Here is a 25,467-nt window from a genome sequence, read left to right as displayed (position 1 = left end):
AAAAGGCCAGCCATCACAAAATGGCTCATCCCACCTGAGGAGAGCATCATGCTGACGACTACCGACACCGCCATCCACGCCGACGCCATCGACGGCGAACGGACGGACCTCGATCCCCGCCAGCCGCTGGCGGCCCTGCACGCGTTCTACCGCGCCTTCAATCGTCGCGACCTGGAGGCCATGTCCTTGAACTGGAATCAGGACGCGGACGCCTCGATGAGCAATCCACTAGGCGGCATCGCGCGCGGCTGGCCGGCGATTCGCGCCGTGTACGAACGTATTTTCCAGGGACCGGCGCGCGTGCAGGTGGCGTTTCACGATTACACGCTGCACCAAGCCGGAGAGATGTTCTTTGCCGTAGGCCGCGAACGCGGCGTACTGGAAATCCGCGACACGCGGCTCGAACTGGCCATTCGCACCAGCCGGCTGTTTCGCCTCGTGCAGGGTTCGTGGCGACAGGTGCATCACCACGGTTCATTCGATGATCCCGAGTTGCTGGCCGCTTATCGGGTTGCCGTGCGCTGATGCCCTGCGGAAGGGGCCGGATCGCTCCGGCCCTTGGTCATTCGTCCGCGCCCGGGTCGGTTCCCGGAAACAGGATCTCGGTGAATCCGAATTTGCTGAAATCGGTGATCCGCGAGGGGTACAGCCGACCGATCAGGTGATCGCACTCGTGCTGCACCACGCGTGCATGGAAGCCCTCGGCACGGCGGTCGATGCGCTCGCCCTTGGGATCGATGCCTTCGTAGCGGATCAACGAGTAGCGATTCACCGCCCCGCGCAAGCCGGGTACCGAAAGGCACCCTTCCCAGCCCTCCTCCATGTCCTGCGACTGCGGGGTGATGACCGGATTGAGCAGGATCGTCTGCGGCACCGCCGGTGCATCGGGGTAGCGCTCGGAACGATCGAAGCCGAAGATCACCAGTTGCAGATCCACGCCGATCTGCGGTGCGGCCAGGCCGACACCGCCGGCGTCGTGCATGGTCTCGAACATGTCGGCAATCAATGCATCGAGCTCGGCACTGCCGACCATGGCATCGGGCACCGGTGGCGCCACGCGCAGCAGGCGCGGGTCGCCCATCTTCAAAATTTCGCGAATCACGTGAACCTCACGCAGTGGTTGCCCGGACTTCCTACTTTGGGCGAAATGCAGTGAATGCAAGCTATCCTCAACCCGCCGCCTCAGCCGCCGGCTCGCGTGGCGGATTCTCAAGTTCTGCTTCGACCATCGGCGTGATGGTAGCGAATCGGCGCTCCGGCACGGGACCGGGTCAAAATGCGGCCATGCGGTATTGACCCCTGCCGCGGACAGGGCGAACCTAGGCGCACGCCCGAAGCCCCAGTGCGGCCCGGACAGTGTTTTGTTTGCATCCAACTTGCGTGGAACAGGCTCTTATCGATCCCGGAGATCTTCCATGGAAACCATCGCATCCAAGCCAGCCGGCATCGCGGGCAAGATCCTTTGGGTGATCATCGCAATCATCGGCGCCGCCTGCCTGGGGGTGATCGCACTGCGCCGCGGTGAACCGATCAATGCCATCTGGCTGGTCGCCGCCGCCGTTGCCGTGTTCCTCATCGGCTACCGTTTCTACGGCCGCTTCATCGAAACGCGCGTGCTGCAGATGGATCCCTCGCGCGCGCCGCCGTCGGTCTTGCGCAATGACGGCCTGGATTACGTGCCGACCGACAAATGGGTAGTGTTCGGCCACCATTTCGCTGCCATTGCAGGCGCCGGGCCCTTGGTTGGCCCGGTGTTGGCCGCGCAGATGGGCTACCTGCCGGGTACCTTGTGGATATTGTTCGGCGTGGTGCTCGGCGGCGCGGTGCAGGACTTCATGGTGCTGGGCCTGTCCATCCGGCGCGACGCCCGCTCGCTGGGCCACATGCTGCGCGAGGAATTGGGGCCGTTCGCAGGCGTGGTCGCCATGTTCGGCTTGCTGGCACTGATGATGATCGTGCTGGCAGTGCTCGCGCTGGTCGTGGTGAAGGCACTCACCCATAGCCCATGGGGCACGTTCTCGGTGGCATGCACGATTCCGATCGCCCTGCTGATGGGGGTCTATCTGCGCTGGTTGCGCCCCGGCCGCATTCTCGAGGTATCAGTGATCGGCCTGGTGCTGCTGCTCGGCTCGATCGCCTACGGTGCGCACGTGGCCGCCACGCCCGAGCTGGCAACGCTGTTCAACTTCGATGCGAAATCGCTGGCCTGGCTGCTGATCGGCTATGGCTTCTTTGCCTCGGTGCTGCCGGTCTGGCTGTTGCTGGCACCGCGCGATTACCTGTCCACCTTTCTCAAGATCGGCACGATCGTGCTGCTGGCGATCGCCATTCTGTTTGCCGCGCCGCAACTTCAATTGCCTGCCGTCTCTCGCTTCATCGACGGCACCGGGCCGGTGTTCCAGGGCCAGTTGTTCCCGTTTCTTTTCATCACCATCGCCTGCGGCGCGGTCTCGGGCTGGCATTCCATCATCGCTTCGGGCACTACGCCCAAGCTGCTTGCGAACGAAGGCCAGGCGCGCATGGTGGGCTATGGCGGCATGCTGATGGAGGCCTTCGTGGCCATCATGGCCCTGATCGCGGCAGCGTCACTGCATCCGGGCGTGTACTTCGCCATGAACTCGCCTTCCGCACTGATCGGCAACACCGTGGAGCATGCCGCTTCGGTAATCAGTCAATGGGGTTTCGTGGTGACGCCGGATGAGCTGTCGCGCACGGCGCACGACATCGGCGAGATCAGCATACTCAGCCGCGCGGGCGGTGCGCCCACCCTGGCGGTGGGCATGGCGCAGTTGCTGCACAACATTCTGCCCGGCGAACGGATGATGGCGTTCTGGTATCACTACGCGATCCTGTTCGAGGCGCTCTTCATTCTCACCACCGTGGATGCCGGTACGCGCGTGGGCCGCTTCATGATTCAGGAAATCGCCGGCCTGGTGCACGAACCCTTGAAGAGCACCGAATCCTGGATCGGCAATGTGCTGGCCACTTCCATCTGCGTGGCGTTGTGGGGTTACTTCCTCTATCAGGGCGCGGTGGATCCATTGGGCGGCATCAATACCTTGTGGCCATTGTTCGGCATTGCCAACCAGATGCTCGCGGCGATTGCGCTGATGCTCGCCACGGTGGTGACGGTAAAGCTCAAGCGCGAACGCTATGTGTGGGTGCCCGGCGTGCCGGCGCTGTGGCTGGTGATCTGCACCCTGACTGCAGGCTGGGAGAAACTTTCCGGCCCCATCAGCTTTACCGCCGCAAGCCAGACCTACACCCAGGCCATGCAGGCCGGCAAGCTGATGGGACCGGCCAAGAACCTGGGCGACATGCAGCGCATCATCACCAACAACAGCGTAGACGCCACGCTCACCGCGGTCTTCATGCTGTTGGTGCTGACCATGTGCGGCTTCAGCATTTACGCCATGATGAAAGCCTGGCGCAGCCGCACTCCAACGGCGCACGAAGCTCCCCGCGTGGCATTGGCCAGCATCGTGGGCCAAGAATCATGACCGTCCAACTTTCAACGTGGTGGCGCCGCCTGGTGCAGGCCGCACGGTTGAGTTGCGGCATTCCCGATTACGACGTCTACGTTGCCCATCTGCGCGCCCATCACCCCGAGCGCAAGATTCCTACCTACGCGGAATTCTTCCGCGAGCGACAATCGGCACGCTACAAAGGGACCGGCGGCCGCTGCTGCTGAACGCTTGGTCATCGCCAAACTTGCAATGCCGGGGCCACGTCCGCATTAAGACGTGGCCCCGTTGCTTTGCCTCCGGCTAGACCCCAGCCCCCATGCAGGCCGTGCCGCACAACCATGTCTTCAAGCGACCAGCGCATCCGCAAATCCGCCTCCAACGTGCCTGCCCAGCACAGCCTCGGCCTGCGCATCATTGCCATCTACAAGGCGATCAAGTCCGCATGCCTGGTCGTCGTGGCTTTCCTGGCGTTCGGGCTGCATCAAGAGAAAAACTTCGACCATCTCGTGAGTACCTTGGAACACCTGTCCCTGGCCGACACCAATGGCTTGCGCTGGAAGTTGGTGCAATTGCTGGAGCAGATGGGTCCGGGCAAGTTCGTCGCCATCGGCAGTGTCGCCTTAGTCTATGCCGCAATTTTCGCTACCGAGGGCACCGGCCTGTGGCTGCGCAAACATTGGGCCGAGTGGTTCACCGTGATCGCCACCGGCTCGCTGGTACCGTTCGAAATCTACGAGATATTCCACAAGTTCAGCCTGTTGAAGGTTGGCGCGTTGCTCGCAAACGTGGCGATCGTGATCTATCTGGTGCGCCTGGCGATACAGCCGCGCCAGGGCACCCGTTGAGCGTGCCGACGTCATCTGCACCATCTCCCCAACGAAGGGCGCCGCGGTACCGAGGCATGGACCTTTGCCGTCTTGCTCCGGGTAAACTCCTGCTTTCCCACGCAAAACATGCGCGATAACCATGTCCTCAGGCCACCGCAGCAAAACCAAGCCCACGTCCGAGATAGAAGCCAGGCACAGCGTAGGCCTGCGCATCATCGCCGTGTACGAAGTGGCCAAGACGGTTTGCCTGATCATCGTCGCCATCGTGGCATTCGGTTTGCACAAGGAAGAAAACTTCAACCATCTGGTGCATGCGCTGGAACACCTGTCCCTGGCCGATACCAATGGCCTGCGCTGGCAACTGGTGCAACTGCTGGAACAGATGGGGCCAGGCAAGTTCGCCGCCATCGGCATCGTGGCGCTGGGCTATGCCGCCATCTTTGCTACCGAAGGCATCGGCCTGTGGCTGCGCAAGCATTGGGCCGAATGGTTCACCGTCATCGCCACCGGTTCGCTGGTGCCATTCGAAGTCTATGAAGTGTTCCACAAGTTCAACTGGCTGAAGCTGGCGGCGTTGCTGGGGAACGTTGCGATCGTGGTTTATCTGGTGCGTCTTGCGATGCAGCCGCACAAAAAGCCAGACGCAACACCATAGTGCTTGCGCAGAGCCCCCTTAGCTGACGGTGCCGCGTGAACGTGAAAGCCACGCCGAGGCAATGTCGGAAGCGGACCTCTCGTTCATTCATGCAAGCACCCTGTCCTCACCAAGGTGACTGGGTTTGCACGTGAAAACCAGGATCAAAACGTCGTTGGAATCATTCTCCAACTGATGCACCGTATTGGGCGGTATGTCGAAGATCGAGCCGCGCTGCACGCGCCTGGACTGCATCTGCTTGTCATCCAAGGAGCGGGTATGAATCAACCCCCTGCCCTGAAGAATGAGATAGGTCTCGTGACCGCTCTGATGATAGTGGGGGCTGATCTTTGCACCTGGCGGCAGGCTCGTTGCGTAATAGTTGACGCCTTCGCCGTCGAGCAGCTTCGCGATGCCTATACCGACACTTGCGTCCACTTTTGACTGACGCTTGAGTGCATCAAATGTATCTACGAATGACATGGCGCATCTCGTCCGTTGTGATGGGTCGACGGTCGCCGCACTCGGAAATTCAGTAGCGGTACCGCCGGATCAAACGGTGCCCAATTTGGTCAGAGATCGAAATGGATTTTTATCAACGCCAACTGTCAGCTTTTTCCTTCGCTGCTGCGAGCGCGATGGGCATCACTATTTAGTGCGCAGCCAACCGCCATCCATGCACCACTGAATTCACACTTCGTGGTGAACGGCTTCGGCAGGCAAGGCGTTCTTGCTGCCGCGACGCGGCATCAGCTCGACCATGTACATGGCGGCCAGCACCAGCCCGCCGCCGACCAGCATGCGCCAGGTGAGCACGTCGGCCCCCAGTGCCACGGCAAAGCCGGCGGCAAATACCGGTTCGGTGGTCATCACGATGGCAGCCCGGGTGGCCGGCAAATGCGCCTGGGCCCAGGTCTGTATCAGCATGGCACCGGCACCGGCAACGAGCGCCATGTACAACACTGCTATCCAGGCGTGGCGATCGGGTGGGAGCGTCGGGCCGCCATGGCCGACCGTCGCCAGCAGGCAAACCAGCGCGATCACGGCCATTTGCACGGTCGACAAACCAAATGCCTCTTCTGCGCGCGACCAATGCCCCAAGGCAATGATGTGCAGGCCGTAAAGCAGCGCCGACAGCAAGGTCAGCCACACGCCGGTATCGACGGAAAAACCATTGAGGGAAAGCAGCGCCAGGCCCAACGTCGCCAGCGCAACGGCCACCCACGTGACGGACGGAGTGCGCTGGCGCAAGATCAGCGTTGCGAGGATCGGCGTAAACACCACGTACATGCCGGTAACGAAGCCGCTTACGCTGGGAGAAATAAGCGCCAGCCCCCAGGTCTGCAGCAATTGGCCGCAACCGTAGATCACGCCCAGCACTAAACCGCGCCACAACTGGCGGCGCTCCAGGCGCGCCACGTGACGATGAAACAGAGCACACGTGACGATCGCCGCCACGACAAAGCGCACCGCCAAAAAATCGGCGACGGGCATACGATCCACCACGCCTTTGATCAGCACAAAGGTCGAACCCCACACTGCCGTCATGACCAGCAGACCGAGGGTCGCCAGCAGGCTCGTACGCGAAGCAGCGCTCATTGCCTGGCCAATTTGCGCAGCTGACCGGGAATCTGCAACAGGAAATGAGCCCAGATGCCCAGCCACACCATCGCCGCCAAGTGCCGGTTGCGCGCTGCCGGATCGAATTTACGGAACCAGCGCCACATGCCTCGATGCTTGTGATAACTCACGAATATCGGCCGGTGGCGGCTGGACCCGCCTTTGCCGTGCAACACGCGCACATCGCCAGCCAAAAGTACCCGCCAACCGCCGTCGCGTACGCGTCGGCAAAGATCCAGGTCTTCGCAGTGCAGAAAGTAGTTCTCGTCGAAGCCATTGAGGCATTCGAACACGCGCGTGGGCATCAGCATTACCGCACCCGACACCGCCTCTGCTTCCACCAGGTGATCGGGCATTTCTCCGGTGACGTTTACACCGTCACCGCCGCGCTTGAACAACGTAGCAAACGCCCGCTGCATGACGGGGTCGCGGCGGTACGATGCCGGATCAGGCACGCCCTGGGCATCGCAGACCACCGCTCCGATCAATCCGGCCTTGGGCTCCCCATCCAGAATATCGAGCAGGCGCTGCAACGCCGATTGATCGAGCAGGCAATCGGGATTGAGTATCAAATAAGCCTGCCCCCGCGCCTGCGTCGCGGCGCGATTCACCGCCGGGCCGAAACCGAGATTGGCGTGGTTGTAGATCACCTTCAGACGACCATCCTGTTCGCGCGCGCGCGCGATCGCCTGCGGGATGCCATCGGAGGAAGCGTTGTCGATCAGCAGCAGCTCGAGCGACGTCGAGCATGCCAGCACCGCGTTTACGCAGTCGCGCAGGCTCGGCCCGCTGTCGGCCGACACGATGATGACGCTGAGCACGGGCGGTGTCGCATCACGTATCGACATGGTGACCCTTGATGAAGGCGGCATTTATTCCTCGAGCTGATCTTGACCCAGCACGTGCGAAAGCGCGAGCGGCGGCTGATCCTCGCCGCGGCTGAGCCATGCTTCGCCGGCATGCCAACCGTAAAACTGCCAACCCCGCAACCGATGCAATTGTTGGTGCTTCCGATCGTACAGCACCACTCCACGCCCCGCGGCCATCGGCCAGGCCATCCAACCCTGCCCCGGCGCTACGGAAACCCGCGGATCGAGGTGGTCGATGCGGACACGCTCATCCACCAGACAACCGCTTTCGTCCAACCATTGGAGGCCTGCCAGCGCTTCGCCGGCCAGATCTCCGCGCTCGTGCCAGATGGGTGCCTGCAGCTCGATGATCGCGGCTGACGGACCCACTGGCGCCAAGGCCATCTCCCTCCACTCTGGCGACGCCGCGGCAATCGCCGGGCTTCGCAAAGGTTTGTGGCTCAACCAGGACTCCAGCAGGATCAACGTGGAAGAGCCGGCCAGTGCCGCCAGCGAGACGAAAATGATCGCCGATGCGTGCTCGCCCGTGGCCCGATAGCTCGCCACCAGCAAACCCGCCAAACCCCAACGCAGGGCGTGTCGAAGCAGCGGGGCGTAATCGTGCAACCGCTGTAACCGCGCGGCCTGCGTCGCCGCGAATCCGAGCAGCAAGGGAAGGTCCAGCCACCAGGGCAGGCAAGCAAGCAACAGCGCCCACGTGATGGCCAACAACCAGGCTGGCCATCCGCGGGCAAGGCGGATGCGGCTCAGCCGCACCACACCCTTGCGTTGCGGAACATGCGCATCCAGGGCGAATCCTCGCCCCAAGATTCCGGGTGCCAGCTCATTTGCGCCGTGCGGAACACGCGCTCCGGATGCGGCATCAGGATCGTTACCCGACCGTCGGCAGCCGTAAAGCCGGCCAAACCGCCCGGCGAACCGTTCGGGTTCAACGGGTAGTTCTCGGTCGGTTTGCCGCGGTTATCGACGAAGCGCACCGCGCCGCCAGACTTGGCCGGACTGCACGACTGCGGGAAGCTGACACGCCCTTCGCCATGCGCCACCGCCACCGGAATACGCGAACCGGCCATGCCCTTGAAGAAGATGCTGGGCGAATCCAGTACTTCCAGCGTGGCCAGGCGCGCCTCGTATTGTTCGGAGGCGTTGCGCAAGAACTTCGGCCAGTGCTGCGCACCGGGAATGATGTCCTTCAGCTGGCTCAGCATCTGGCAGCCGTTGCATACACCCAGCGCAAACTTGCTCGGATCGGCAAAGAAAGCCGTGAATTCGGCGCGCAGCTTGTCGTTGTAAAGAATCGAGGCCGCCCAACCGCGCCCAGCACCGAGCACGTCGCCGTAGGAGAAGCCGCCGCAGGCGGCAAAACCGCGGAAATCGGCAAGCTTGATCCGGCCGCTGGCCAGATCGGATACGTGCACGTCCACCGCGTCGAAACCGGCGCGGGTGAAAGCCGCCGCCATTTCCACCTGGCCATTCACGCCTTGCTCGCGCAGGATGGCCACGCGCGGGCGTTCGGCGCGTTTCACATACAGTGCCGCAATATCTTCGGCCGGATCGAACGTCAGCTTGGGGCTGATGCCGGTGTCGGCGTCGTCGATGCGCCAGGCCAGTTCCGCATCGGCGCTGACCGGGTTGTCGCGCAGGCGCTGCATGGCGTGGCTGGTTTCGTTCCACGCCTTGAACAATTGCGTCCAGTTCCACTTGAACAGCGTTTCGCCGTTGAGGAACAGCTTGATGCCCAGTTTTTCCTTCGGACGGCCGATGCGATAGCTCATGCCCGCCAGGCCGTGCTTGACCAACAGGGCTTCGAAGGCTTCGCGATTGGCTGCGGCCACTTGCAGCACCGCACCCAGTTCTTCGTTGAACAAGGCGCGCAAGGTGGCTTCGGCCCAGCCGTCCAGGCTGATTTCCAAACCGCAATGGCCGGCAAACGCCATTTCCAGCAGCGTGACGATGACACCGCCGTCGGAACGATCGTGATAAGCCATCAGCAGGCCGCCGCGGTTGGCTTCCTGCACCAGATCGAACAACGCCTTGAGCTGCTTGGGATCGTCCAGATCCGGCGGTACGCCGCCGCCGCGGTTGAACACCTGGGTCAGGCACGAACCGCCCAGGCGCGAACGACCACCGCCCAAATCGATCAACCACAGATCGGAGTCACCGCGATCGAGCCGCAATTGCGGCGTAAGCGTGCGGCGCACATCGCTGACACGCGCAAAACCGGTGATGACCAGCGATACGGGGGAGACGGTACGCTGCGGCGCATCGCCATCGTTCCAGGTGGTTTGCATCGACAGCGAGTCTTTGCCGACCGGAATGGAAATATCCAGCTCGGGGCAAAGCTCCATGCCCACGGCCTTGACGGCATCAAACAGCGCGGCATCTTCGCCGGGATGATTGACCGCGGCCATCCAGTTGGCGGAAAGGCGCACTTCGCCCAGCGATTCGATCGGCGCCGCGGCGAGATTGGTGATGGCTTCGCCGACCGCAAGGCGCGCCGCATCGGCGCTGTTGAGCAAGGCCACCGGCGCGCGTTCGGCCATGGCCATCGCTTCGCCTCGGTAACCTTCGAAGTCGAGCAGGGTCACCGCACAATCGGCCACCGGCACCTGCCAGGGGCCCACCATCGGATCGCGCGCGCACAAGCCGCCCACGGTGCGATCGCCGATGGTGATGAGGAAGCTCTTGCTGCCGACCGTCGGCAGGCGCAGCACGCGCATCAGCGCCTCGTCCATCGCGATGCCGCTCAGGTCCGCAATCAGGTCGATGCGCGGCTTGACGCGCTTGGCGTCGCGATGCATGCGCGGCGGCTTGCCGAACAGCACATCCATCGGCAGATCGATCACGGTGAGGTTGCGCCGCGGATCGATGACGCGCAGCACGCGTTGCTGCGTCGCCGTGCCGACCACCGCGTAAGGACAACGCTCGCGTTGGCAATAGGCTTCGAATTCCGGCAGGTCGGCCTTGGCAATGGCCAGCACGTAGCGTTCCTGCGATTCGTTGCTCCACACCTGCATCGGCGACAACGACGGATCGTCGCAAGGTACCTTGGAAAGATCGATGTCGCCGCCCACGCCGGCATCGTTTAGCAATTCCGGAATGGCGTTGGACAGACCGCCCGCACCGACGTCGTGCACGCTTACGATCGGATTGTTGTCGCCGCGCGCCCAGCACGCGTCGATAACCTGCTGGCAGCGACGCTCCATCTCGGCGTTGTCTCGCTGCACGGAGGCGAAGTCGAGTTCCGCGCTGGATGCGCCGGACGCCACCGAAGAGGCCGCACCGCCGCCCAAGCCAATCAGCATGGCCGGACCGCCCAGCACGATTACCGCGTGCCCCGGCTGCACGTCGCGCTTTTGCACGTGGTCGCGACGGATATTGGCCAGGCCGCCAGCGATCATGATCGGCTTGTCGTAGCCACGGCGCACACCGGCTTCGCCGGTTTCGTGCTCGTAGGTACGGAAGTAGCCGCCCAGGCAGGGACGACCGAATTCGTTGTTGAACGCAGCGGCGCCCAGCGGGCCGTCGCGCATGATTTCAAACGCGCTGGCCATGCGCGGCGGCAGCGGACGCTCCACCTCCCATGGCTGCGGATGTCCGGGAATGCGCAGATCCGATACCGAGAAACCGACCAGGCCGGCCTTCGGCTTGGCGCCGCGGCCGGTCGCGCCTTCGTCGCGGATTTCACCGCCGGCACCGGTGGCCGCACCCGGCCAGGGCGCGATCGCCGTGGGGTGGTTGTGCGTCTCCACCTTGATGGCGTAGTCGATCTGCTCGTCGTTGGCGCGCCAGGTACCGTCGGTGCCGCTGACGAAACGCTTGCCAACACTGCCCTCGATCACCGCCGCGTTGTCTTTGTAGGCGGAAAGCGTATGCGCAGGCGAATGCTGGTGCGTGTTCTTGATCATGCCGAACAGGCTCTTGTCCTGCTCCTGGCCGTCGAGCGTCCAGCTCGCATTGAACACCTTGTGGCGGCAATGCTCGGAGTTGGCCTGCGCGAACATGAAGAGTTCGGCGTCGGTCGGATCGCGACCCAGTTCGGCGTAGCGCTCGGCGAGGTAGTCCATCTCGTCCTCGGCCAGCGCCAGGCCCAGTTCGCCATTGGCCTTGGCCAGCGCACCGCGCGCATCGCTGCCCAGCTTCACGTACACCAGATCGCCCGGCCGGCCGGCCAGGAACAGGCCCTGCGCCTGATCGAGGCTGCTCAGCACCGATTGCGTCATCGCATCGTGCAACACCGCCAGGACTTCGTCGTAGCTCGCGTCGCCGGGCTTGGGCAGGCCGCTGACTTGCCAGGCCATGCCGCGCTCCACCCGGTGCAGGTCGAAACCGGCGCCATGCAGGATATCGGTCGCCTTGCTCGACCAGGGCGAAATCGTGCCCAGGCGCGGCACCACCCATAGCGAGGCCGGCTGCGGCTGGCCGTCTTTGGCTTCGAGTGCTTCGAGCAGCCGTTGCCGCTGTTCGCCCTCGGGCGCTACGGCAGCGTCGATGAAGTAGACAAACCAGCACGCCTGCACCCTGGCACCACGATGCAAGGCATCCAGGCGGGCGTTGAGACGTTCCAGGCGAAAAGGCGAGAGGGCGCTCTGCCCGTCGAGTGCGATCATGCGGGGAATAGGCGCTATAGCGGCGAAGCGCCTTATTCTAGCTTATGCTGCATGACCGCATAAGCAGGCAGATGGACTTGTGACTTAACTGCCTGTTCCGGAATGCGCTTTTACCGCTTCCAGCATGTCCGAAGGCGACAGGTAGCCCCCAATCAGGGTGCCATCCTCGGCATAGACGGACGGGGTGCCGGTGACACCGAGCTTGAGCCCCAGGTTGAACTGGTCCTCCACCGGATTCTTGCAGTCGACCGATTTGGGGACATGCCCCTGCTTGGCCTCGGTGAAGGCGTCTTTGCGGTCCGCCGCACACCAGATCGACACCATCTCCTTGTAGGTATCGGTAGGCTTGCCGTCGTCGCCCGTGACCCCGGCGCGCGGCCAGGCCAGATATTGCACGGCGATGCCTTCCTTGTTCAAGGCATCGATCTGCTGGTGCAACACGCGGCAATAGGGGCAGGTTACGTCGGTAAACACCGTCACGGTGTATTTGGGATGTTCCGGCGCAAACACGATGCGCTCCGATACCGGCACCTTGGCCAGTTCGGTCTTGCGATAGGCAGCCCAGGCATCGTCGGAAAGGCTGACACCCTTGGCGGCATCGATCAAGTCGCCGTTGATCAGGTACCGGCCGTCGTTGCTCACGTAGACCAGATGGCCCGAAGCGATCACCTGATAGAAGCCGGGAAGCGGCGACGGGGTCACTTGATCGACCTGCGCCTTAGGCACCAGCTTGTGGAGGGTCTGCCGCACGATGTTTTCAGGCGTATTGGCGGCGGTGGGCGCCGCAGAAACGGCCGCGGATTGAGCGATGGCGGCGCCCGCGTGCACGGCAAGCATGCCGCTGAAAAACATCAACCAATACTTCTTCGACATCACAACCTCACTGCATGCCGCCGCCGCGCGGGACGGGCCGAATTAGGAGGGCAAGTATTGCATACCTCCCGCAAACAACCCTTCACCTCGCTACGAAAATGTCGATCAGCCGCGCGGATGGTGCTGGGCGTGCAAGCGCTTCAACCCTTCCTTGGCCACCAGCGTATAAATCTGCGTCGTACTGAGCGCGCTGTGACCCAGCAGCATTTGCAAGGCGCGCAGGTCCGCGCCGTGATTGAGCAGGTGCGTGGCGAAGGAATGTCGCAGCACGTGCGGCGAAATGCGCTTGGCGTGAATGCCTACCGAGACGGCGTGGCGCTTCACCAAGGTCCAGAACATCTGGCGGGTCATGGCTTCGCCGCGCTTGCTCAAAAACAGCGCAAGAGGTTGCCGTCCCTTGGCAAGCACCGGCCGCGCTTGCGCCAAATAGGCCTGGATGCGCTCAAGGGCCACCTCGCCTACAGGAACCAGCCGGTCCTTGCCGCCTTTGCCGGTCACGCGCAACACCCCCTGGCGGGTGTTCAAGGCGGCCAGAGGCAGCTCCACCAGTTCGGAAACGCGCAAGCCGGAGGCGTACATCAGCTCCAGCATGGCGCGGTCGCGCAACCCCAGGGTCGTGCCGACATCGGGCGCGTCGAGCAGCCCCTCGATCTCGCGTTCCGCCAGCGCCTTGGGCAGGCTGCGCGGCATCTTCGGGCGCTCGATGAGCAAGGTCGGATCGTCGAACCCGGGCTCGTTCCGGGCCAGCGAAGCGTAGTAGCGGCGAAACGTCGACTGGCGCCGCGCCATCGAACGCACCGCTACCGGCTGCGAGCCGTGGAACGCAGACAAATCTTCGCGCCGTGCATTGCGCAGATGCCGCCCGCGACCGGCGAGCCAGCGCGCCAGGGTTTCAAGATCCTGCCGATAGGCTTCCAGCGTGCGCTGCGCCAGGCCATCCTCGGACCAGACACGCTCTACAAAAGCGTCAATTTCTTGGGCGTCGACCTCGGCGACGGGGGCAGCGCCGACAGACTCTTTACGGGTGCTTGCTTTCATGGGCACGATGCTGGGCATTGCGCAGGCGCCTTGCAAGCCGATCGATGACCGAAGTGAAAACAAACGATGTGATTTGCCCGCTGTGGCGGCGACTGATCGCCCTGGTCTACGACCTGGTCGCGGTTCTGGCCATCGTGATGGTCGTAGGCCTGGTGTGCCAACTCGCCACGCACGGGCAACTGATCACCACCGGCACCCAGGTGCACATCGCATGGTGGTACCAACCGCTGCAGGCGATCGTCGTGGCGGCCTATTTCGTGGTGTCCTGGCTGCGGGGCGGACAAACCCTGGGCATGCGCCCCTGGCGAATTCGGGTGACGAACGGCAATGGCGCACCGCTGACCTGGCAACAGGCGCTGATCCGCGCGCTGGTGGCAGCCCTGCCCCTGCTGTTTCTGTTTCTGGCCCCGGTGCTTGGCCTGAAGCCTGTCCTTTGGGCGGTAGCCGGGGGCTGGATCGCCTGGTTTGCCGCTGCCTTGTTCGTGCCCCGCCGCCGCGCCGTCCACGACCTTGCGGCAGGCACTGAAATCCACCGGATTGGATGAAAATTCTTCTCGATCCAAAGTCTCACACCCATGAGACAGGGCTTAATTAGCAATTTATTGATTTATAAAGAAACTTTGATCTTCTGCAATGCAGCAATCCGTGCCATAACCAGCTATGATGCAGCTTTAGAAGATCCTTGGTCCGCCCGCCATGCTTTACCAACTCCACGAATGGCAACGCGCCTTCCTCAGCCCGCTCAGCCACTACGCCGAGGCCAGCGCACGCATGCTGACCGATCCCAGCAGCCCCCTGGCCCAGTTGCCGGGTGCGCAGCGCATGGCGGCGGGCTATGAGCTGATCCATCGCCTGGGCAAGGATTACGAAAAACCGTCCTTCGACATTCACAGCATCACCAACACGCAAGGCAACCAGATCGCCATCGTCGAACGGATCGACCTGGAAACGCCGTTCTGCCAGCTTCGCCGCTTCAAGCGTTTCAGCGACGATCCGGAAACCATCGAGAAGATGAAGAACGAGCCGGCGGTGCTGATCGTGGCGCCGCTGTCCGGCCATCACGCCACGCTGCTGCGCGACACCGTGCGCACCCTGCTGCTCGACCACAAGGTCTACATCACCGACTGGGTCGATGCGCGCATGGTGCCTGCCGGGGAAGGTCCGTTCCACCTGGACGACTATGTCGCCACCATCGAGCAATTCATCCGCCACATCGGCGCCGAATCGCTGCACGTGATCTCGGTCTGTCAGCCGACCGTGCCGGTGCTGGCCGCCATTTCGCTGATGGCCGCGCGTGGCGAAGCCACCCCGCGCAGCATGATCATGATGGGCGGCCCGATCGATCCGCGCCGCAGCCCCACCCAGGTCAACAACCTGGCCACCACCCAGCCGTTGAGCTGGTTCAAGGGCAACGTGATCCACACCGTGCCGACCAATTATCCCGGCCACGGCCGCGAGGTTTACCCGGGATTTCTCCAGCACGCCGGATTCATTGCCATGAATCCCAACCGCCATTTCAATTCGCATTGGGATTTCTATCTGAACCTGCTGCGCGGCGACCTCGACGATGCACAGGCACACCGCAAGTTCTACGACGAATACAACGCCGTGCTGGACATGCCGGCCGAGTTCTACCTGGACACCATCAGCACCGTGTTCCAGCAATTCCTGCTGCCGCGTGGGCTGTGGGACGTCAACGGCGAGCGCGTCACTCCTGCGGCGATCAAGCGCACCAGCCTGCTGACCATCGAAGGCGAACTGGACGATATCGCCGGCATCGGCCAAACCGAGGCCGCACACGATCTCTGTACCGGCATTCCATCGTCGCGCCGCGCGCACAAGGTGATCGAAGGCGCCGGGCACTACGGCATTTTCAGCGGACGGCGCTGGCGCGAAGTGGTCTATCCGCAGGTGCGCGAATTCATCCGGCGCTCGGACTTGGCACTGGTTTCCAAGCGCGCTTGAAACTTCCCCGCCACGACGAACGTGGCGGGGCCGGTCTCAGTTCGCGAAGAACGTCTTGAATGCATCGATGACGCGCTCGACACCCGCGTCGTCGATATCCAGATGCGTCACCAGCCGCAGCGTCGGCAAATAGCCGATGCTGATGCGTATGCTTGCCGCGCGCAGATGCGCATCCAATTCGCGCAAGCGCGCCGCCGGCACGTCGACGAACACCATGTTGGTGTGTAATCCGAGCAGATTCAGGCCGGGAATGTCGCGCAACCCTTGCGCCAGACGCGCCGCACGCGCGTGATCGTCGGCGAGACGCTCGACGTGATGGTCCAGTGCGTGCAGGCAGGCCGCCGCCAGCATCCCCGCCTGGCGCCAGCCTCCGCCCGTCACCTTGCGCCAGCGGCGCGCCTTGTCGATCAATGCCGCAGAACCGACCAGCACGGAACCGACCGGTGCGCCCAGTCCTTTGGAGAGACAGATGGACACGCTGTCAAAATGGCGGGCGATCTCCGCCGGCCGCACGCCACTGGCCACGGCGGCGTTATAAAGCCGCGCACCATCCAGGTGCAGGGCCAGTCCGCGCTCACGCACCAGGTCGCGCGCATCGCGCAGATAATCCATCGGCAAGACGCGCCCGTGCCAGGTATTTTCCAGCGCCAGCAGGCGAGTCCGCGCAAAATGCGGATCGATGGGCTTGATCGCCGCTGCCACTTTGTCCAGCGGCAAGGAACCGTCGACGTCGTGCGCAATCGGCTGTGGCTGAATCGAGCCGAGCACCGCCGCGCCGCCGCCTTCGAATTTATACGTGTGCGCATCGGCTCCGACGATGTATTCGTCGCCGCGCTCGCAATGCGACATCAAGGCCAGCAGGTTCGATTGCGTGCCCGACGGCACGAACAGGCCGGCTTCGAAACCCAGGTCGCCGGCCAACCGCTGCTGCAAAATATTGACGGTGGGATCTTCGCCGTAGACATCATCGCCAACGTCGGCTTCCAGCATCGCCTCGCGCATCGCCCGCGTCGGCCTGGTTACCGTATCGCTGCGCAGATCGACCCAATCCATGACCTACCTCGCTTGCCCGCAAAAGAATGCCTCACTTTGCCGCCGGCAACGGGGATCGGCAAGGTATCAGGCCGAGCTTAACGCCGCTTGCCACGAACCGGGTGGAAGAATGGCAAAGAGTCCTGCCTTTTTCGTACGGCGAGCAAGACGAAGGAGTTCGTCATCGCGCGTGAGCAACGCCGTGGCTTGCGCCTGATACGCCAGCTCGAGAAATTTCTGATCGTCCGGATCGCGGCATCGCGGCAGGGCCACGGAGTTTTGCAAGGTCGCCATCAAAGGTGCTTCACGCACCAGTGCATCGAAGTGCGCCCGGGCCTGCTCTTGCCGGGCCTCGCTCAAACCCAGCTGGGGATAGCCGAGCACCGCAAGCCATTCCGCACGGCAATCCTGACGCGTAACCAGCTCGACACGCCCCGCTTGCACGTCTGCCAACAGCGACGCGCACTGCGGATCGTCGAACACGAACAGATCCAGGCAGACGTTCGTGTCCGGGACGTATCTTGGCCGGGAAAGCGACGTACTGTCGCCCGCCTCACGCATGCTTTCGGAAGTAGAACCAGCCGATAACCGCCAACAGTACCGCAGGAAGAATGTTCGCCATCAGAGGCGGTATGCCATAAACGGTGCCGAAGCTCACAATCGCCTTCTGCACGAAATACCAGCTGATGGCGAGAATCATGCCCATGAAGATGCGCTTGCCCAGGCCGCCCGAACGCAATGCGCCAAAGGCGAACGGCATCGAGCACAACACCAGTACCAGCACGTTGAACGGGTACATCACGCGGCTCCACAGCGGGATTTCATAAGGCCGGGTGTTTTCGCCGTTCTTTTTCTTGTAGTCGATGATGTGCTGCAGATCGCGCATGGCCAGATACTGCGGCTGTACCAGCGACTGCTGCAGCACCTCCGGATCCAGCTTGGAATCCCAGCGTTCGCTCTGGGATGTGCTGCTATGCACGCCATTGTCGTCGACGGTGGTGGTGCGTACCTTGTCCAGCACCCACTGCTTGCCCACCTGCTCGGCCGTGTTGGCCTGGTCGAAGCGGCTGAGCTGCTGGCCGTCTGGCGTGAGGGTGAACACGCGCACGTCCATCAACTGCACGTAGGAGTGGTCACCGGCATTACGCAGCGCCTGGCTTTTCGCATTGATGATGCGGTCGCCGTCGCGCGCCCACAGGCCGCTGCTGGTAAGTCCGAGATTGCCGCCCGAGCGCAGGCGCACCTGCAGAGCCTGCGCCTGTTGATCCCCCCAGGGGCCGACGGTTTCACCCATCACCACCACACCGGCCACCAACACGGCCACGATGCCCACCGCTGACACGGCAATGCGCAAACGCGACATTCCTGCCGCACGCAACGCGGTCAGCTCGCCAGTCGAGGCCAGGCCGCCGAGCCCGAGCAATCCGCCAATCAACGCCGCGAACGTAAACATCTCGTACATGCGGCGAGGAATGGTCACCACCACGTAGAAGATGGCGTTGCTGAGCGTATAGCCATTGCGACCGATGAAGCCCAGCTGGCGCCCGAACTGCATCATCGCGTCCAGCCCGATCAACACCAGCCACACCAGCAGCATCGAGCCGAGCACGGTGACGCCGATCAGCCAATCCACCCGTTTGATACGCACAGCCGCCATCAGGCGCTCGCCTTGCGCGGTTTGCGCGCGATGTAATGGTTACGGAAAGCCATCGCCGCAATCGAAAACAGCCCGAGACTGATCAGCCACATGGGCCAGGCGTGATGCCAATGTCCCTTGGCCAACTGGCCACGGCACAGCTGCAGCAGGTTGTAGTAAAGGAAAAAACCGAGCACGGCGATCAGCATGCGGCCATAACGCGGTTCACGCGGAGTTTGCCGCGACAACGGCATGGCCAGCATCAGCAGGGCAAGCGTCATCATCGGCACCACGGTACGCCAGGCAAACTCGGCGCGGGCGTCCGGCGTGTTGTTTTTGGCAAGGTCGATCATGTCCAGATTGTGGATCGGATCGGCTTCGTCATCCGACTGGATCGACGAGAGTGCGCTGTCGTTGCGCACGTATTGCATGCGGCGCCAATTGTCGGCACCGAGCGGAATTTCATACTGCCAGCCGGTATGCAGGGCGAGGTAACGGTCGCTGGAATCGCTGTTGGAATACAGATGCCCGTTCTTGCCGGTCGCCATCTTCATGGTCAGGCTGCCATCCTTGTTGGTGCGTTCCTGAGCAATGAACGTGTTGCCCAGTTGCTGGCCATCACGACTCAGGTAGTCGACCAGGATGATGCCGCCCTTGCCTGGCAGTTCGGTAAAACGCCCGGCGTCGAGGCCCGCAGCGATGATCGAACGGTTGGCGGCGGCGACGAGGTTGTCAGAGGTGCGCGACGCCAACGGCCCCAGCCACATCGAGACGGTGCTGACGGCGATGATCATGAAGCCGGCAACGATCGAGGCAGGGCGCAACAGCCCGGCCATGCCCATGCCCGAGGAAGCGAGCACGTGCATTTCGCTCTCGCGGTACATGCGGCCGAACGACTGCAGCACCCCGAGAAAGCCAGCCAGCGGCAGCATGCCCGACAGGCTGTCGACCATGTTCAGGCCCAGCACCTGGAACATGACGCTGGCCGGAAAGCTGCCTTTGGCGACCTGCTCAAGCACGTGCGCGAAAGACGTGCCGGCCATGATGACCAGCAGGACGATGACGGTGGCGCCTACCGTCTGGCCAAGCTCGCGCAGGAAGTATCGGTCTAGGATGCTCAGCATGCGATAGAATCGTGGGTTCCATGCCCCCCAGCCCTGGGAGGCAAACCTTTAGTCTAGCCGGTTCGACGCGCGCCGGCCTCCCGCAGGAAATGACGATGACGCTTCAATTCAGCCTTGGCTCTGCCGCCCCCGAAACCGCCGAAACTCCTTGCATCGTGGTCGGCGTCTACGAGAACGGCCTGCTTACCAGCGCTGCGGCGCGTGTGGACAGTGCCGCCGGAGGCGCGATCAAGCGCCAGGTCGAAAGTGGCGACATCAACGGCAAGGCCGCCTCCACCACCGTGCTGTTTGCACCGGAAGGAGTCAAGGCCAAGCGTGTATTGGTGGTTGGCCTGGGCTCGCAGAAGACCTTCGATGCCGCTCGTTTCCAGAAAGTGAACCTCGAAGCCGCGCGTGCCTTGTCCCGCCTGCCGATCGAAAGCGCCGTGTCGTTCCTGGCCGAAGTCGACGTCCCGGGCCGCGACATCGCCTGGCGCGCGCGTACCGCCGCCCTGGCCTCCGATCATGCAACCTATCGCTACACCGCCACGGTAAAGCCGCGCGACAAGGGACAGCCTGAACTGGCCAGCATCACCTTCGCCGGCACGGAGCAGGCGCAGGCCGGCATCGACCAGGCTGCCGCCATTGCCGAAGGCGTGCGCTTTGCGCGCGAACTTGCGAACCTGCCGCCAAATATCTGCAATCCCGCCTATATCGCCGAACAGGCCGTGCAATTTGCTCAGGCCCACGACACCGTCCATTGCAACGTGCTCGATCACGAAGAGATGGCGCGGCTCGGATTCGGTTCGCTGCTTGCCGTGGGTCGCGGTTCGGCCAACAAGCCGAAACTGATCGTGCTCGAATACAAGGGCGGCGACGCTGACGAAAAACCTTACGCTTTTGTCGGCAAGGGCATCACCTTCGACACCGGCGGCATCAGCCTCAAGCCCGGCCCTGGCATGGAAGAAATGAAATTCGACATGGGTGGCGCGGCCGGCGTGCTGGGTGCCTTCGTGTCGGCGGTGAAGATGGGGCTGAAACTCAATCTGGTGTGCGTGGTGCCGGCGGTGGAAAACATGCCGGACGGCGACAGCTACCGCCCCGGCGACGTGCTCACCAGCCTTTCCGGCATCACCATCGAAGTGCTCAATACCGATGCCGAAGGCCGACTGATCCTGTGCGACGCGCTGACCTATACCGCGCAGACCTTCCAGCCCAAGACCCTGATCGACGCGGCCACTCTGACCGGCGCGTGTGTGATCGCCCTGGGCAAATACGCCAGCGGCCTGATGAGCAAGCACGACGATCTTGCTGAGGAACTGCTCGGCGCGGGTGAAAATTCGCTCGATCGCGCATGGCGCCTGCCGTTGTGGGATGACTATCAGGTTCAGCTGGATTCGGGCTTTGCCGATGTCGCCAACATCGGCGGCAAGAACGCAGGTGCGATTACCGCCGGCTGTTTCCTTTCGCGCTTCACGGAAGGGCAGCGCTGGGCGCACCTGGACATCGCCGGCACCGCGTGGGACGAAGGCCGCAAGGGCCTGGCCACCGGCCGTCCAGTGCCGCTGCTGGCACAGTGGCTGATCGATCGATGCGAGAAGTGAGCGAAGCGGCGTGAGGAACGAGAGAAAAAAAAGATCCGTGCGGCTCTATGCTCTTCTCTCGTCACTCACTCCCGACTCCTCTCTACACTAAACGATGCCCCGCGCCGACTTCTACCTGATAGCCAAGCCACGCTTCAGCGAGCAGCCCCTGCTGCTCGTCTGCGAGCTGGCGCGCAAGGCCTATGCCGCGCAACAGCCCGCGCTGATCCTTACCCGCGATTTTGCACAGGCCGAAGCGCTGGACGACTTGCTGTGGTCGTTCGACGAAAACGCCTACATCCCCCATCAATTGGCGGGCGATGACGACGACGAACACACCGCCGTATTGATCGCTCCGCCCGGCGTGGACACACCGACCCGCCCGCTGACGATCAACCTGCGCGAACAATGTCCGCAAAGCTATGGCGATCGCGTGCTGGAAGTGGTGGCAGCCGACCCCGCCGAGCGGGACGGATCGCGCACCCGCTGGCGGGAATACCTGCGACTTGGATTTGAGGTGAACAAGTTCGACATGTGACGTTGGCGACCAGACAGGTCGCTCGTCACACCGAATCGGTTTCCCTTCGCGCCGCCGACCTTACCGCCAGCGCTGCCACCAGCGCCGACGAAAGCTGTATGCCCGTGAGCGGCTTGCGCAAGAAACCGTCGATGCCAACCTGATGCCCGTGTGCCACTTCTTCGGCGCGGGTACGCGTCGAAATGGCAATGATCGGCACGTGTTCGCCGCCGCTGGTGCTCTGGCGTATCAGTTGGGTCAGCTGGAATCCGTCGATGCCAGGCAGGTCCAGATCGAGCACGACGACGTCGCATTGCCCTTGCGCCAATTCGGCCAGGGCATTCAATCCATGCGTGGCACAACGCACGCGATGCCCCTGATGTTCCAGCATGCCGCGAATGGCATCGGTGACCGTTGGATCGCTTTCGACCAGCAGCACATTCAGTGAGCACTCTTCCCATCCGACGGGCGACTCGGGTTTCGCACGCGCATCTTCCGGTGCAACCTGCAGCGGCAGATGCACGCGGAATGTACTGCCCTTGCCCAGTACCGATTCCAGTACCAGGCTGCCGCCCATCAGGCTCACCAATTCGTTGCATATCGCCAGGCCAAGTCCGCTGCCGATACTGCGCTGCGGTCCTTCGTCCTGCTCGAAGCGCTTGAACAGGCGCACGCGGCTGGTTTCGGAAATGCCCGGGCCGGTATCGCTGATATCCAAGGTCAGATAGCCGTCCTTCCAGCCGGCATGCATGGCCACGTGACCGTGCTCGGTAAATTTCACTGCGTTGTTGGCCAGATTGAACAGCACCTGACGAATACGCAATGCATCGCCGACCAGCGAAACCGGAACGTCCTCATCCACCTGTACCTGGAACGCCAATCCCTTGGCCTGGGCCACACCTTTCTGCAAGCGTTCGACATCCTGCACCAGTGCGCGCACGTCGAAAGGCACTGGCTCGAGCACCAGCCGGCCGGCTTCGATGCGCGCCATGTCCAGCGCATCGTTCAACAACTTCAGCAATACGTGGCTGGCTCGCTGCATGGACTGCGCGTATTCGCGCTGTGTCTCGCTCAGCGACGTGCTGAGCAACAGTTCCGCCATGCCGATCACGCCGGTCATCGGCGTACGTATCTCGTGACTGAGCGTGGCCAGGAATTGACTCTTGGCAGCGCTCGCCTGCTCTGCAACGAGATGCCGCTGCTCCGCCAATTGCATGCGCCGCCGGTGCACCAGGCGCCGGCGCCACGCCAGCAGCACCAGGAAAATCAGCGCAACGGCGAGACAGGCATACAGCAGCCACGCCCACCAGCGCAGCCATGGCGGCGATTGCACGTGGATGCGCAACGGAGTGTCGAGATAAACCCACCCGCCATCTGCACCGCGCGCCATGATTTCAAGCGAATAGTCGCCGCTGCCCAGACCGGTGAATTCGCGTTCGCCGTGGTTGTCGCGATCGACCCAATCGCTGTCGAATCCGTTGAGCCTAAAACGGTAGTGATTGGCCCAGGGATCGATATAAGAAAACACCCTGGACTGGATGTGCAATTGACTGTCGCGCCAGCCCACCTTGATCGGCTGCGGGCTCAACGGCAGGCTTTGCACGACGCCTTTGCGCATCACCGTGACCTGGGTGATCGAAAGCTGCGGCGACACGGGCTTGGCTTCGACCTTGTCCGGATCGAAGCCGACCACACCGCCCATCGTGGCGGCGTAAAGATAGCCGGTGGGCATCAACGCAAAGCCGCGACTGAATTCGCCGTTGGTCAGTCCGTTTTGCAGCCCCATCTGCTTGAACACGCCGTTGGAGGGATTGAAGCGCCACAAACCGTCGATACTGAAAATCCACAGTCGCCCGTAGCAGTCCACATCCAGATCGACCACCTCCAGCGAAGGCCACCCTCGCGCCGCATCCACCGTGCGATCCAGCACCAGGCCTTGCCCCTGGCGGTGGTAGTGGGTCAGGCCGTCCGCGGTCACGATCCAGATGCCGGTGTGATCGAAATCGAAAGCATTGATCTGCGCCTGGGGCACGCCGGGCACCATCGCAAAGCGATCGTGCGCCGAGTCAAACCACATCAGGCCGCCATCACTGGCATACCAGAAGGTGCCTTTGTAGAGCATCATTTCACTGCCCCAGCGCACCTTCTCGCTTGGCTTGTCCATCGCCGCCGGAGTGATGGCGAGACTCTCAGGATCGATGCTGAACAGGCCGTCTCCAAACGTGCGCACGTACATCTTGCCTTCCGGCCCCGGCTCCACCTCGCGCGGCCTTAACAGCGTGGTCTCCTGGGGGTCGACCTGGTCGAGCCTGTTGTGCACGTAGTCGTAGCGATAAAGCGCGCCTTCCACCGCGATCCAAAGACGCTGGTGAAAGTCTTCGGTCATGCCCAGCACGCTGCCGTGCAAGCCGCTGAGAATGTGTTCCACCCCGCCGGTTACCGGGTCGAGGCGATCGATGCGCCCATCGCGCTCGCCAACCCACACGTGCCGGCCATCGCGCCCGCGCGCCATGGTCGTGGCTTGCGAGTCGCGCAGGCTGCTGGCGTCGTCCGGCACGTGCGTGAAGCGGCTGAAGCGGCCCCAGCCTGGCGCGAGGTAAGCAACGCCGCCATCGAGCATCGCCACCCACAGCCCGCCTTCGCGATCGACAAACGTCTGCCACACCCAACTGCCGGGCAGATTGCCGAACAACAGGGGTTGGTCCATCACGGCCGTGACCGGACCGTTCACGCGCATCTGCAAATACATGCCGCGCTGGGTGCCGATCCAAAGGTGACCTTTGGCATCGCGCGTGCTGGTCATCACATTGGTGTCGTGCGGAATGACCGAGCCGCCGAACAGCCGCGCCTGGTCGTCGCTACCCACCACCACCAGCCCCCGGGCCGTGGAGATGCGCACTTCGTCGCCGTCGCCGTCGATGCGCCACGTATCCATCGATTGATTGGGATCAACGGGCTTGATCCGCACGAAACGGCCGTCGAGGTTGCGACGGAATACGCCGCGATCCGAACCGATCCACAACCGCCCTTTCGGGTCGACATACAAGCTGGCGACCATGCCGGCATCGCGCGGATACAGGCCGGCCACCGGAATCGTCACGTGTTCGAAGCTGCGCCCATCCGGCAGCATGCGATCGACACCGTCGCTGGTTCCCACCCAGATCGTTCCGTCGGGCGTTTGCGCGACCACCCATACCTGGTCGGTGGTGAGACTGTTCGGATCTCCCGGGTCGTGTCCCCAGTGTGCGAATTTGCCGGTGGCCGGATCGTAGCGACTGAGGCCGCCATTCAATCCGCCGGCCCAGATCATGCCCTTCTTGTCGACAAACAACGTGGATACGCTGTTGTCGTAGAGCGAATCGGGGTCGTTCTCGATGTGCCGGAACACCTGGAAGTGCACACCGTCGAAACGGGCAATGCCGCTCTTGGTGCCGAACCAGATGGCGCCGTCGTGGTCTTGCGCCACGGCATAGACGCTGGTGCTGGGTAGACCGTCACCCATGCTGTAGCGACGAAACTGCGGCGTAGGCAGCGGCGCCTCGTCCGGCGCGTGCACGGCGGCCTGCGGAACGGGCACGGCAGGTGCCGATGCGGTCATCGCCGCACCGGGCATGGAAGTGCCCAGCAGGAAGGCCAGCCCGAACATGAACACCGACACTAGTAGTGGCCCCCTCAGGCACGTCAGGCGGGGCGAAC

Annotated in this window: 22 protein-coding genes; 9 read left to right on the top strand and 13 right to left on the bottom strand. The window is 62.9% G+C overall.

Annotation, left to right across the window (positions count from 1 at the left end; all coding sequences use genetic code 11):
* Positions 1-48 precede the first annotated feature (48 nt).
* Entirely contained in the window at positions 49-525 is a 477-nt protein-coding gene (locus ISS99_RS12250; RefSeq protein ID WP_204631901.1) for a YybH family protein, read from the top strand.
* A gap of 37 nt (positions 526-562) precedes the next feature.
* On the opposite strand, the gene def is transcribed toward ISS99_RS12250, so the two are convergent.
* Positions 563-1,102, bottom strand: coding sequence for a peptide deformylase (gene def / locus ISS99_RS12245; RefSeq protein ID WP_204631900.1), 540 nt, complete (start codon positions 1,100-1,102; stop codon positions 563-565).
* A gap of 313 nt (positions 1,103-1,415) precedes the next feature.
* Between def and ISS99_RS12240 the strand changes: the two genes are divergently transcribed.
* The 4 genes from ISS99_RS12240 to ISS99_RS12225 all read left to right on the top strand — a co-directional run bounded on the left by ISS99_RS12240 (position 1,416) and on the right by ISS99_RS12225 (position 4,949).
* Positions 1,416-3,500: a carbon starvation CstA family protein gene (locus ISS99_RS12240; RefSeq protein ID WP_204631899.1), complete on the top strand. Its 2,085-nt coding sequence runs from the start codon at positions 1,416-1,418 to the stop codon at positions 3,498-3,500.
* Positions 3,497-3,691 carry a YbdD/YjiX family protein gene (locus ISS99_RS12235; RefSeq protein WP_204631898.1) on the top strand — a complete coding sequence of 65 codons (195 nt, stop codon included), beginning with the start codon at positions 3,497-3,499 and terminating at the stop codon, positions 3,689-3,691. Before ISS99_RS12240 ends, ISS99_RS12235 begins: the two co-directional genes overlap by 4 nt.
* A gap of 114 nt (positions 3,692-3,805) precedes the next feature.
* Positions 3,806-4,312, top strand: a complete 507-nt coding sequence (locus ISS99_RS12230) for a DUF2127 domain-containing protein (protein WP_204631897.1) — start codon at positions 3,806-3,808, stop codon at positions 4,310-4,312.
* Positions 4,313-4,433: 121 nt separating this feature from the next.
* On the top strand, positions 4,434-4,949 hold the full coding sequence (locus ISS99_RS12225; protein WP_204631896.1) for a DUF2127 domain-containing protein: 516 nt from the start codon (positions 4,434-4,436) through the stop codon (positions 4,947-4,949).
* An 87-nt stretch (positions 4,950-5,036) separates the two neighbouring features.
* On the opposite strand, the gene ISS99_RS12220 is transcribed toward ISS99_RS12225, so the two are convergent.
* From ISS99_RS12220 to xerD, 7 genes are all read right to left on the bottom strand, one after another.
* Positions 5,037-5,411, bottom strand: a complete 375-nt coding sequence (locus ISS99_RS12220; RefSeq protein ID WP_204631895.1) for a cupin domain-containing protein — start codon at positions 5,409-5,411, stop codon at positions 5,037-5,039.
* A gap of 207 nt (positions 5,412-5,618) precedes the next feature.
* Positions 5,619-6,527, bottom strand: coding sequence for a DMT family transporter (locus tag ISS99_RS12215; protein ID WP_204631894.1), 909 nt, complete (start codon positions 6,525-6,527; stop codon positions 5,619-5,621).
* A complete protein-coding gene (locus tag ISS99_RS12210) occupies positions 6,524-7,396 on the bottom strand; it encodes a glycosyltransferase family 2 protein (RefSeq protein ID WP_204631893.1) in 873 nt (290 codons plus the stop codon). Before ISS99_RS12210 ends, ISS99_RS12215 begins: the two co-directional genes overlap by 4 nt.
* Before the next feature lie 24 nt (positions 7,397-7,420).
* Positions 7,421-8,128, bottom strand: a complete 708-nt coding sequence (locus ISS99_RS12205; protein WP_204631892.1) for a hypothetical protein — start codon at positions 8,126-8,128, stop codon at positions 7,421-7,423.
* A gap of 35 nt (positions 8,129-8,163) precedes the next feature.
* Positions 8,164-12,024 carry a phosphoribosylformylglycinamidine synthase gene (gene purL / locus ISS99_RS12200; protein ID WP_204631891.1) on the bottom strand — a complete coding sequence of 1,287 codons (3,861 nt, stop codon included), beginning with the start codon at positions 12,022-12,024 and terminating at the stop codon, positions 8,164-8,166.
* Between the two features lie 84 nt (positions 12,025-12,108).
* On the bottom strand, positions 12,109-12,897 hold the full coding sequence (locus tag ISS99_RS12195; RefSeq protein WP_239537916.1) for a DsbC family protein: 789 nt from the start codon (positions 12,895-12,897) through the stop codon (positions 12,109-12,111).
* 105 nt (positions 12,898-13,002) lie between these two features.
* A complete protein-coding gene (gene xerD, locus ISS99_RS12190; RefSeq protein ID WP_239537915.1) occupies positions 13,003-13,935 on the bottom strand; it encodes a site-specific tyrosine recombinase XerD in 933 nt (310 codons plus the stop codon).
* A gap of 53 nt (positions 13,936-13,988) precedes the next feature.
* Here xerD and ISS99_RS12185 point away from each other — a divergent pair, with 53 nt between their 5' ends.
* A complete protein-coding gene (locus tag ISS99_RS12185; protein ID WP_425490459.1) occupies positions 13,989-14,480 on the top strand; it encodes an RDD family protein in 492 nt (163 codons plus the stop codon).
* A 151-nt stretch (positions 14,481-14,631) separates the two neighbouring features.
* Entirely contained in the window at positions 14,632-15,900 is a 1,269-nt protein-coding gene (locus tag ISS99_RS12180) for a polyhydroxyalkanoate depolymerase (RefSeq protein WP_204631888.1), read from the top strand.
* A 36-nt stretch (positions 15,901-15,936) separates the two neighbouring features.
* Here ISS99_RS12180 and ltaE read toward each other — a convergent pair whose 3' ends face one another.
* The 4 genes from ltaE to lptF all read right to left on the bottom strand — a co-directional run bounded on the left by ltaE (position 15,937) and on the right by lptF (position 19,692).
* Entirely contained in the window at positions 15,937-16,953 is a 1,017-nt protein-coding gene (ltaE, locus tag ISS99_RS12175) for a low-specificity L-threonine aldolase (RefSeq protein ID WP_204631887.1), read from the bottom strand.
* Between the two features lie 66 nt (positions 16,954-17,019).
* Positions 17,020-17,493: a putative toxin-antitoxin system toxin component, PIN family gene (locus ISS99_RS12170; protein WP_204631886.1), complete on the bottom strand. Its 474-nt coding sequence runs from the start codon at positions 17,491-17,493 to the stop codon at positions 17,020-17,022.
* Positions 17,486-18,589: an LPS export ABC transporter permease LptG gene (gene lptG, locus ISS99_RS12165; protein WP_204631885.1), complete on the bottom strand. Its 1,104-nt coding sequence runs from the start codon at positions 18,587-18,589 to the stop codon at positions 17,486-17,488. Before lptG ends, ISS99_RS12170 begins: the two co-directional genes overlap by 8 nt.
* Positions 18,589-19,692, bottom strand: coding sequence for an LPS export ABC transporter permease LptF (gene lptF / locus ISS99_RS12160; RefSeq protein ID WP_204631884.1), 1,104 nt, complete (start codon positions 19,690-19,692; stop codon positions 18,589-18,591). Before lptF ends, lptG begins: the two co-directional genes overlap by 1 nt.
* A 95-nt stretch (positions 19,693-19,787) precedes the next feature.
* Between lptF and ISS99_RS12155 the strand changes: the two genes are divergently transcribed.
* Entirely contained in the window at positions 19,788-21,275 is a 1,488-nt protein-coding gene (locus tag ISS99_RS12155; RefSeq protein ID WP_204631883.1) for a leucyl aminopeptidase, read from the top strand.
* A gap of 94 nt (positions 21,276-21,369) precedes the next feature.
* Positions 21,370-21,792 carry a DNA polymerase III subunit chi gene (locus ISS99_RS12150; RefSeq protein WP_204631882.1) on the top strand — a complete coding sequence of 141 codons (423 nt, stop codon included), beginning with the start codon at positions 21,370-21,372 and terminating at the stop codon, positions 21,790-21,792.
* Positions 21,793-21,817: 25 nt separating this feature from the next.
* Here the strand turns inward: ISS99_RS12150 and ISS99_RS12145 are convergent, their stop codons facing one another.
* Positions 21,818-25,429, bottom strand: coding sequence for a hybrid sensor histidine kinase/response regulator (locus ISS99_RS12145; RefSeq protein ID WP_284343719.1), 3,612 nt, complete (start codon positions 25,427-25,429; stop codon positions 21,818-21,820).
* Positions 25,430-25,467: the final 38 nt, after the last annotated feature.

This window comes from Dyella mobilis, from assembly GCF_016904945.1.
Classification (GTDB): Bacteria; Pseudomonadota; Gammaproteobacteria; order Xanthomonadales; family Rhodanobacteraceae; genus Dyella_B; species Dyella_B mobilis.
This window is presented reverse-complemented; position numbering and strand designations above follow the sequence as displayed.

Bases quoted from the DNA above. Each gene is read 5' to 3' on its own strand.
- ISS99_RS12250 (WP_204631901.1), top strand. From the start codon at position 49: ATGCTGACGACTACCGACACCGCCATCCACGCCGACGCCATCGACGGC.
- ISS99_RS12240 (WP_204631899.1), top strand. From the start codon at position 1,416: ATGGAAACCATCGCATCCAAGCCAGCCGGCATCGCGGGCAAGATCCTT.
- ISS99_RS12235 (WP_204631898.1), top strand. From the start codon at position 3,497: ATGACCGTCCAACTTTCAACGTGGTGGCGCCGCCTGGTGCAGGCCGCA.
- ISS99_RS12230 (WP_204631897.1), top strand. From the start codon at position 3,806: ATGTCTTCAAGCGACCAGCGCATCCGCAAATCCGCCTCCAACGTGCCT.
- ISS99_RS12225 (WP_204631896.1), top strand. From the start codon at position 4,434: ATGTCCTCAGGCCACCGCAGCAAAACCAAGCCCACGTCCGAGATAGAA.
- ISS99_RS12220 (WP_204631895.1), bottom strand. From the start codon at position 5,411: ATGTCATTCGTAGATACATTTGATGCACTCAAGCGTCAGTCAAAAGTG.
- ISS99_RS12215 (WP_204631894.1), bottom strand. From the start codon at position 6,527: ATGAGCGCTGCTTCGCGTACGAGCCTGCTGGCGACCCTCGGTCTGCTG.
- ISS99_RS12210 (WP_204631893.1), bottom strand. From the start codon at position 7,396: ATGTCGATACGTGATGCGACACCGCCCGTGCTCAGCGTCATCATCGTG.
- purL (WP_204631891.1), bottom strand. From the start codon at position 12,024: ATGATCGCACTCGACGGGCAGAGCGCCCTCTCGCCTTTTCGCCTGGAA.
- ISS99_RS12195 (WP_239537916.1), bottom strand. From the start codon at position 12,897: ATGTCGAAGAAGTATTGGTTGATGTTTTTCAGCGGCATGCTTGCCGTG.
- xerD (WP_239537915.1), bottom strand. From the start codon at position 13,935: ATGAAAGCAAGCACCCGTAAAGAGTCTGTCGGCGCTGCCCCCGTCGCC.
- ISS99_RS12180 (WP_204631888.1), top strand. From the start codon at position 14,632: ATGCTTTACCAACTCCACGAATGGCAACGCGCCTTCCTCAGCCCGCTC.
- ltaE (WP_204631887.1), bottom strand. From the start codon at position 16,953: ATGGATTGGGTCGATCTGCGCAGCGATACGGTAACCAGGCCGACGCGG.
- ISS99_RS12170 (WP_204631886.1), bottom strand. From the start codon at position 17,493: ATGCGTGAGGCGGGCGACAGTACGTCGCTTTCCCGGCCAAGATACGTC.
- lptG (WP_204631885.1), bottom strand. From the start codon at position 18,589: ATGGCGGCTGTGCGTATCAAACGGGTGGATTGGCTGATCGGCGTCACC.
- lptF (WP_204631884.1), bottom strand. From the start codon at position 19,692: ATGCTGAGCATCCTAGACCGATACTTCCTGCGCGAGCTTGGCCAGACG.
- ISS99_RS12155 (WP_204631883.1), top strand. From the start codon at position 19,788: ATGACGCTTCAATTCAGCCTTGGCTCTGCCGCCCCCGAAACCGCCGAA.
- ISS99_RS12150 (WP_204631882.1), top strand. From the start codon at position 21,370: ATGCCCCGCGCCGACTTCTACCTGATAGCCAAGCCACGCTTCAGCGAG.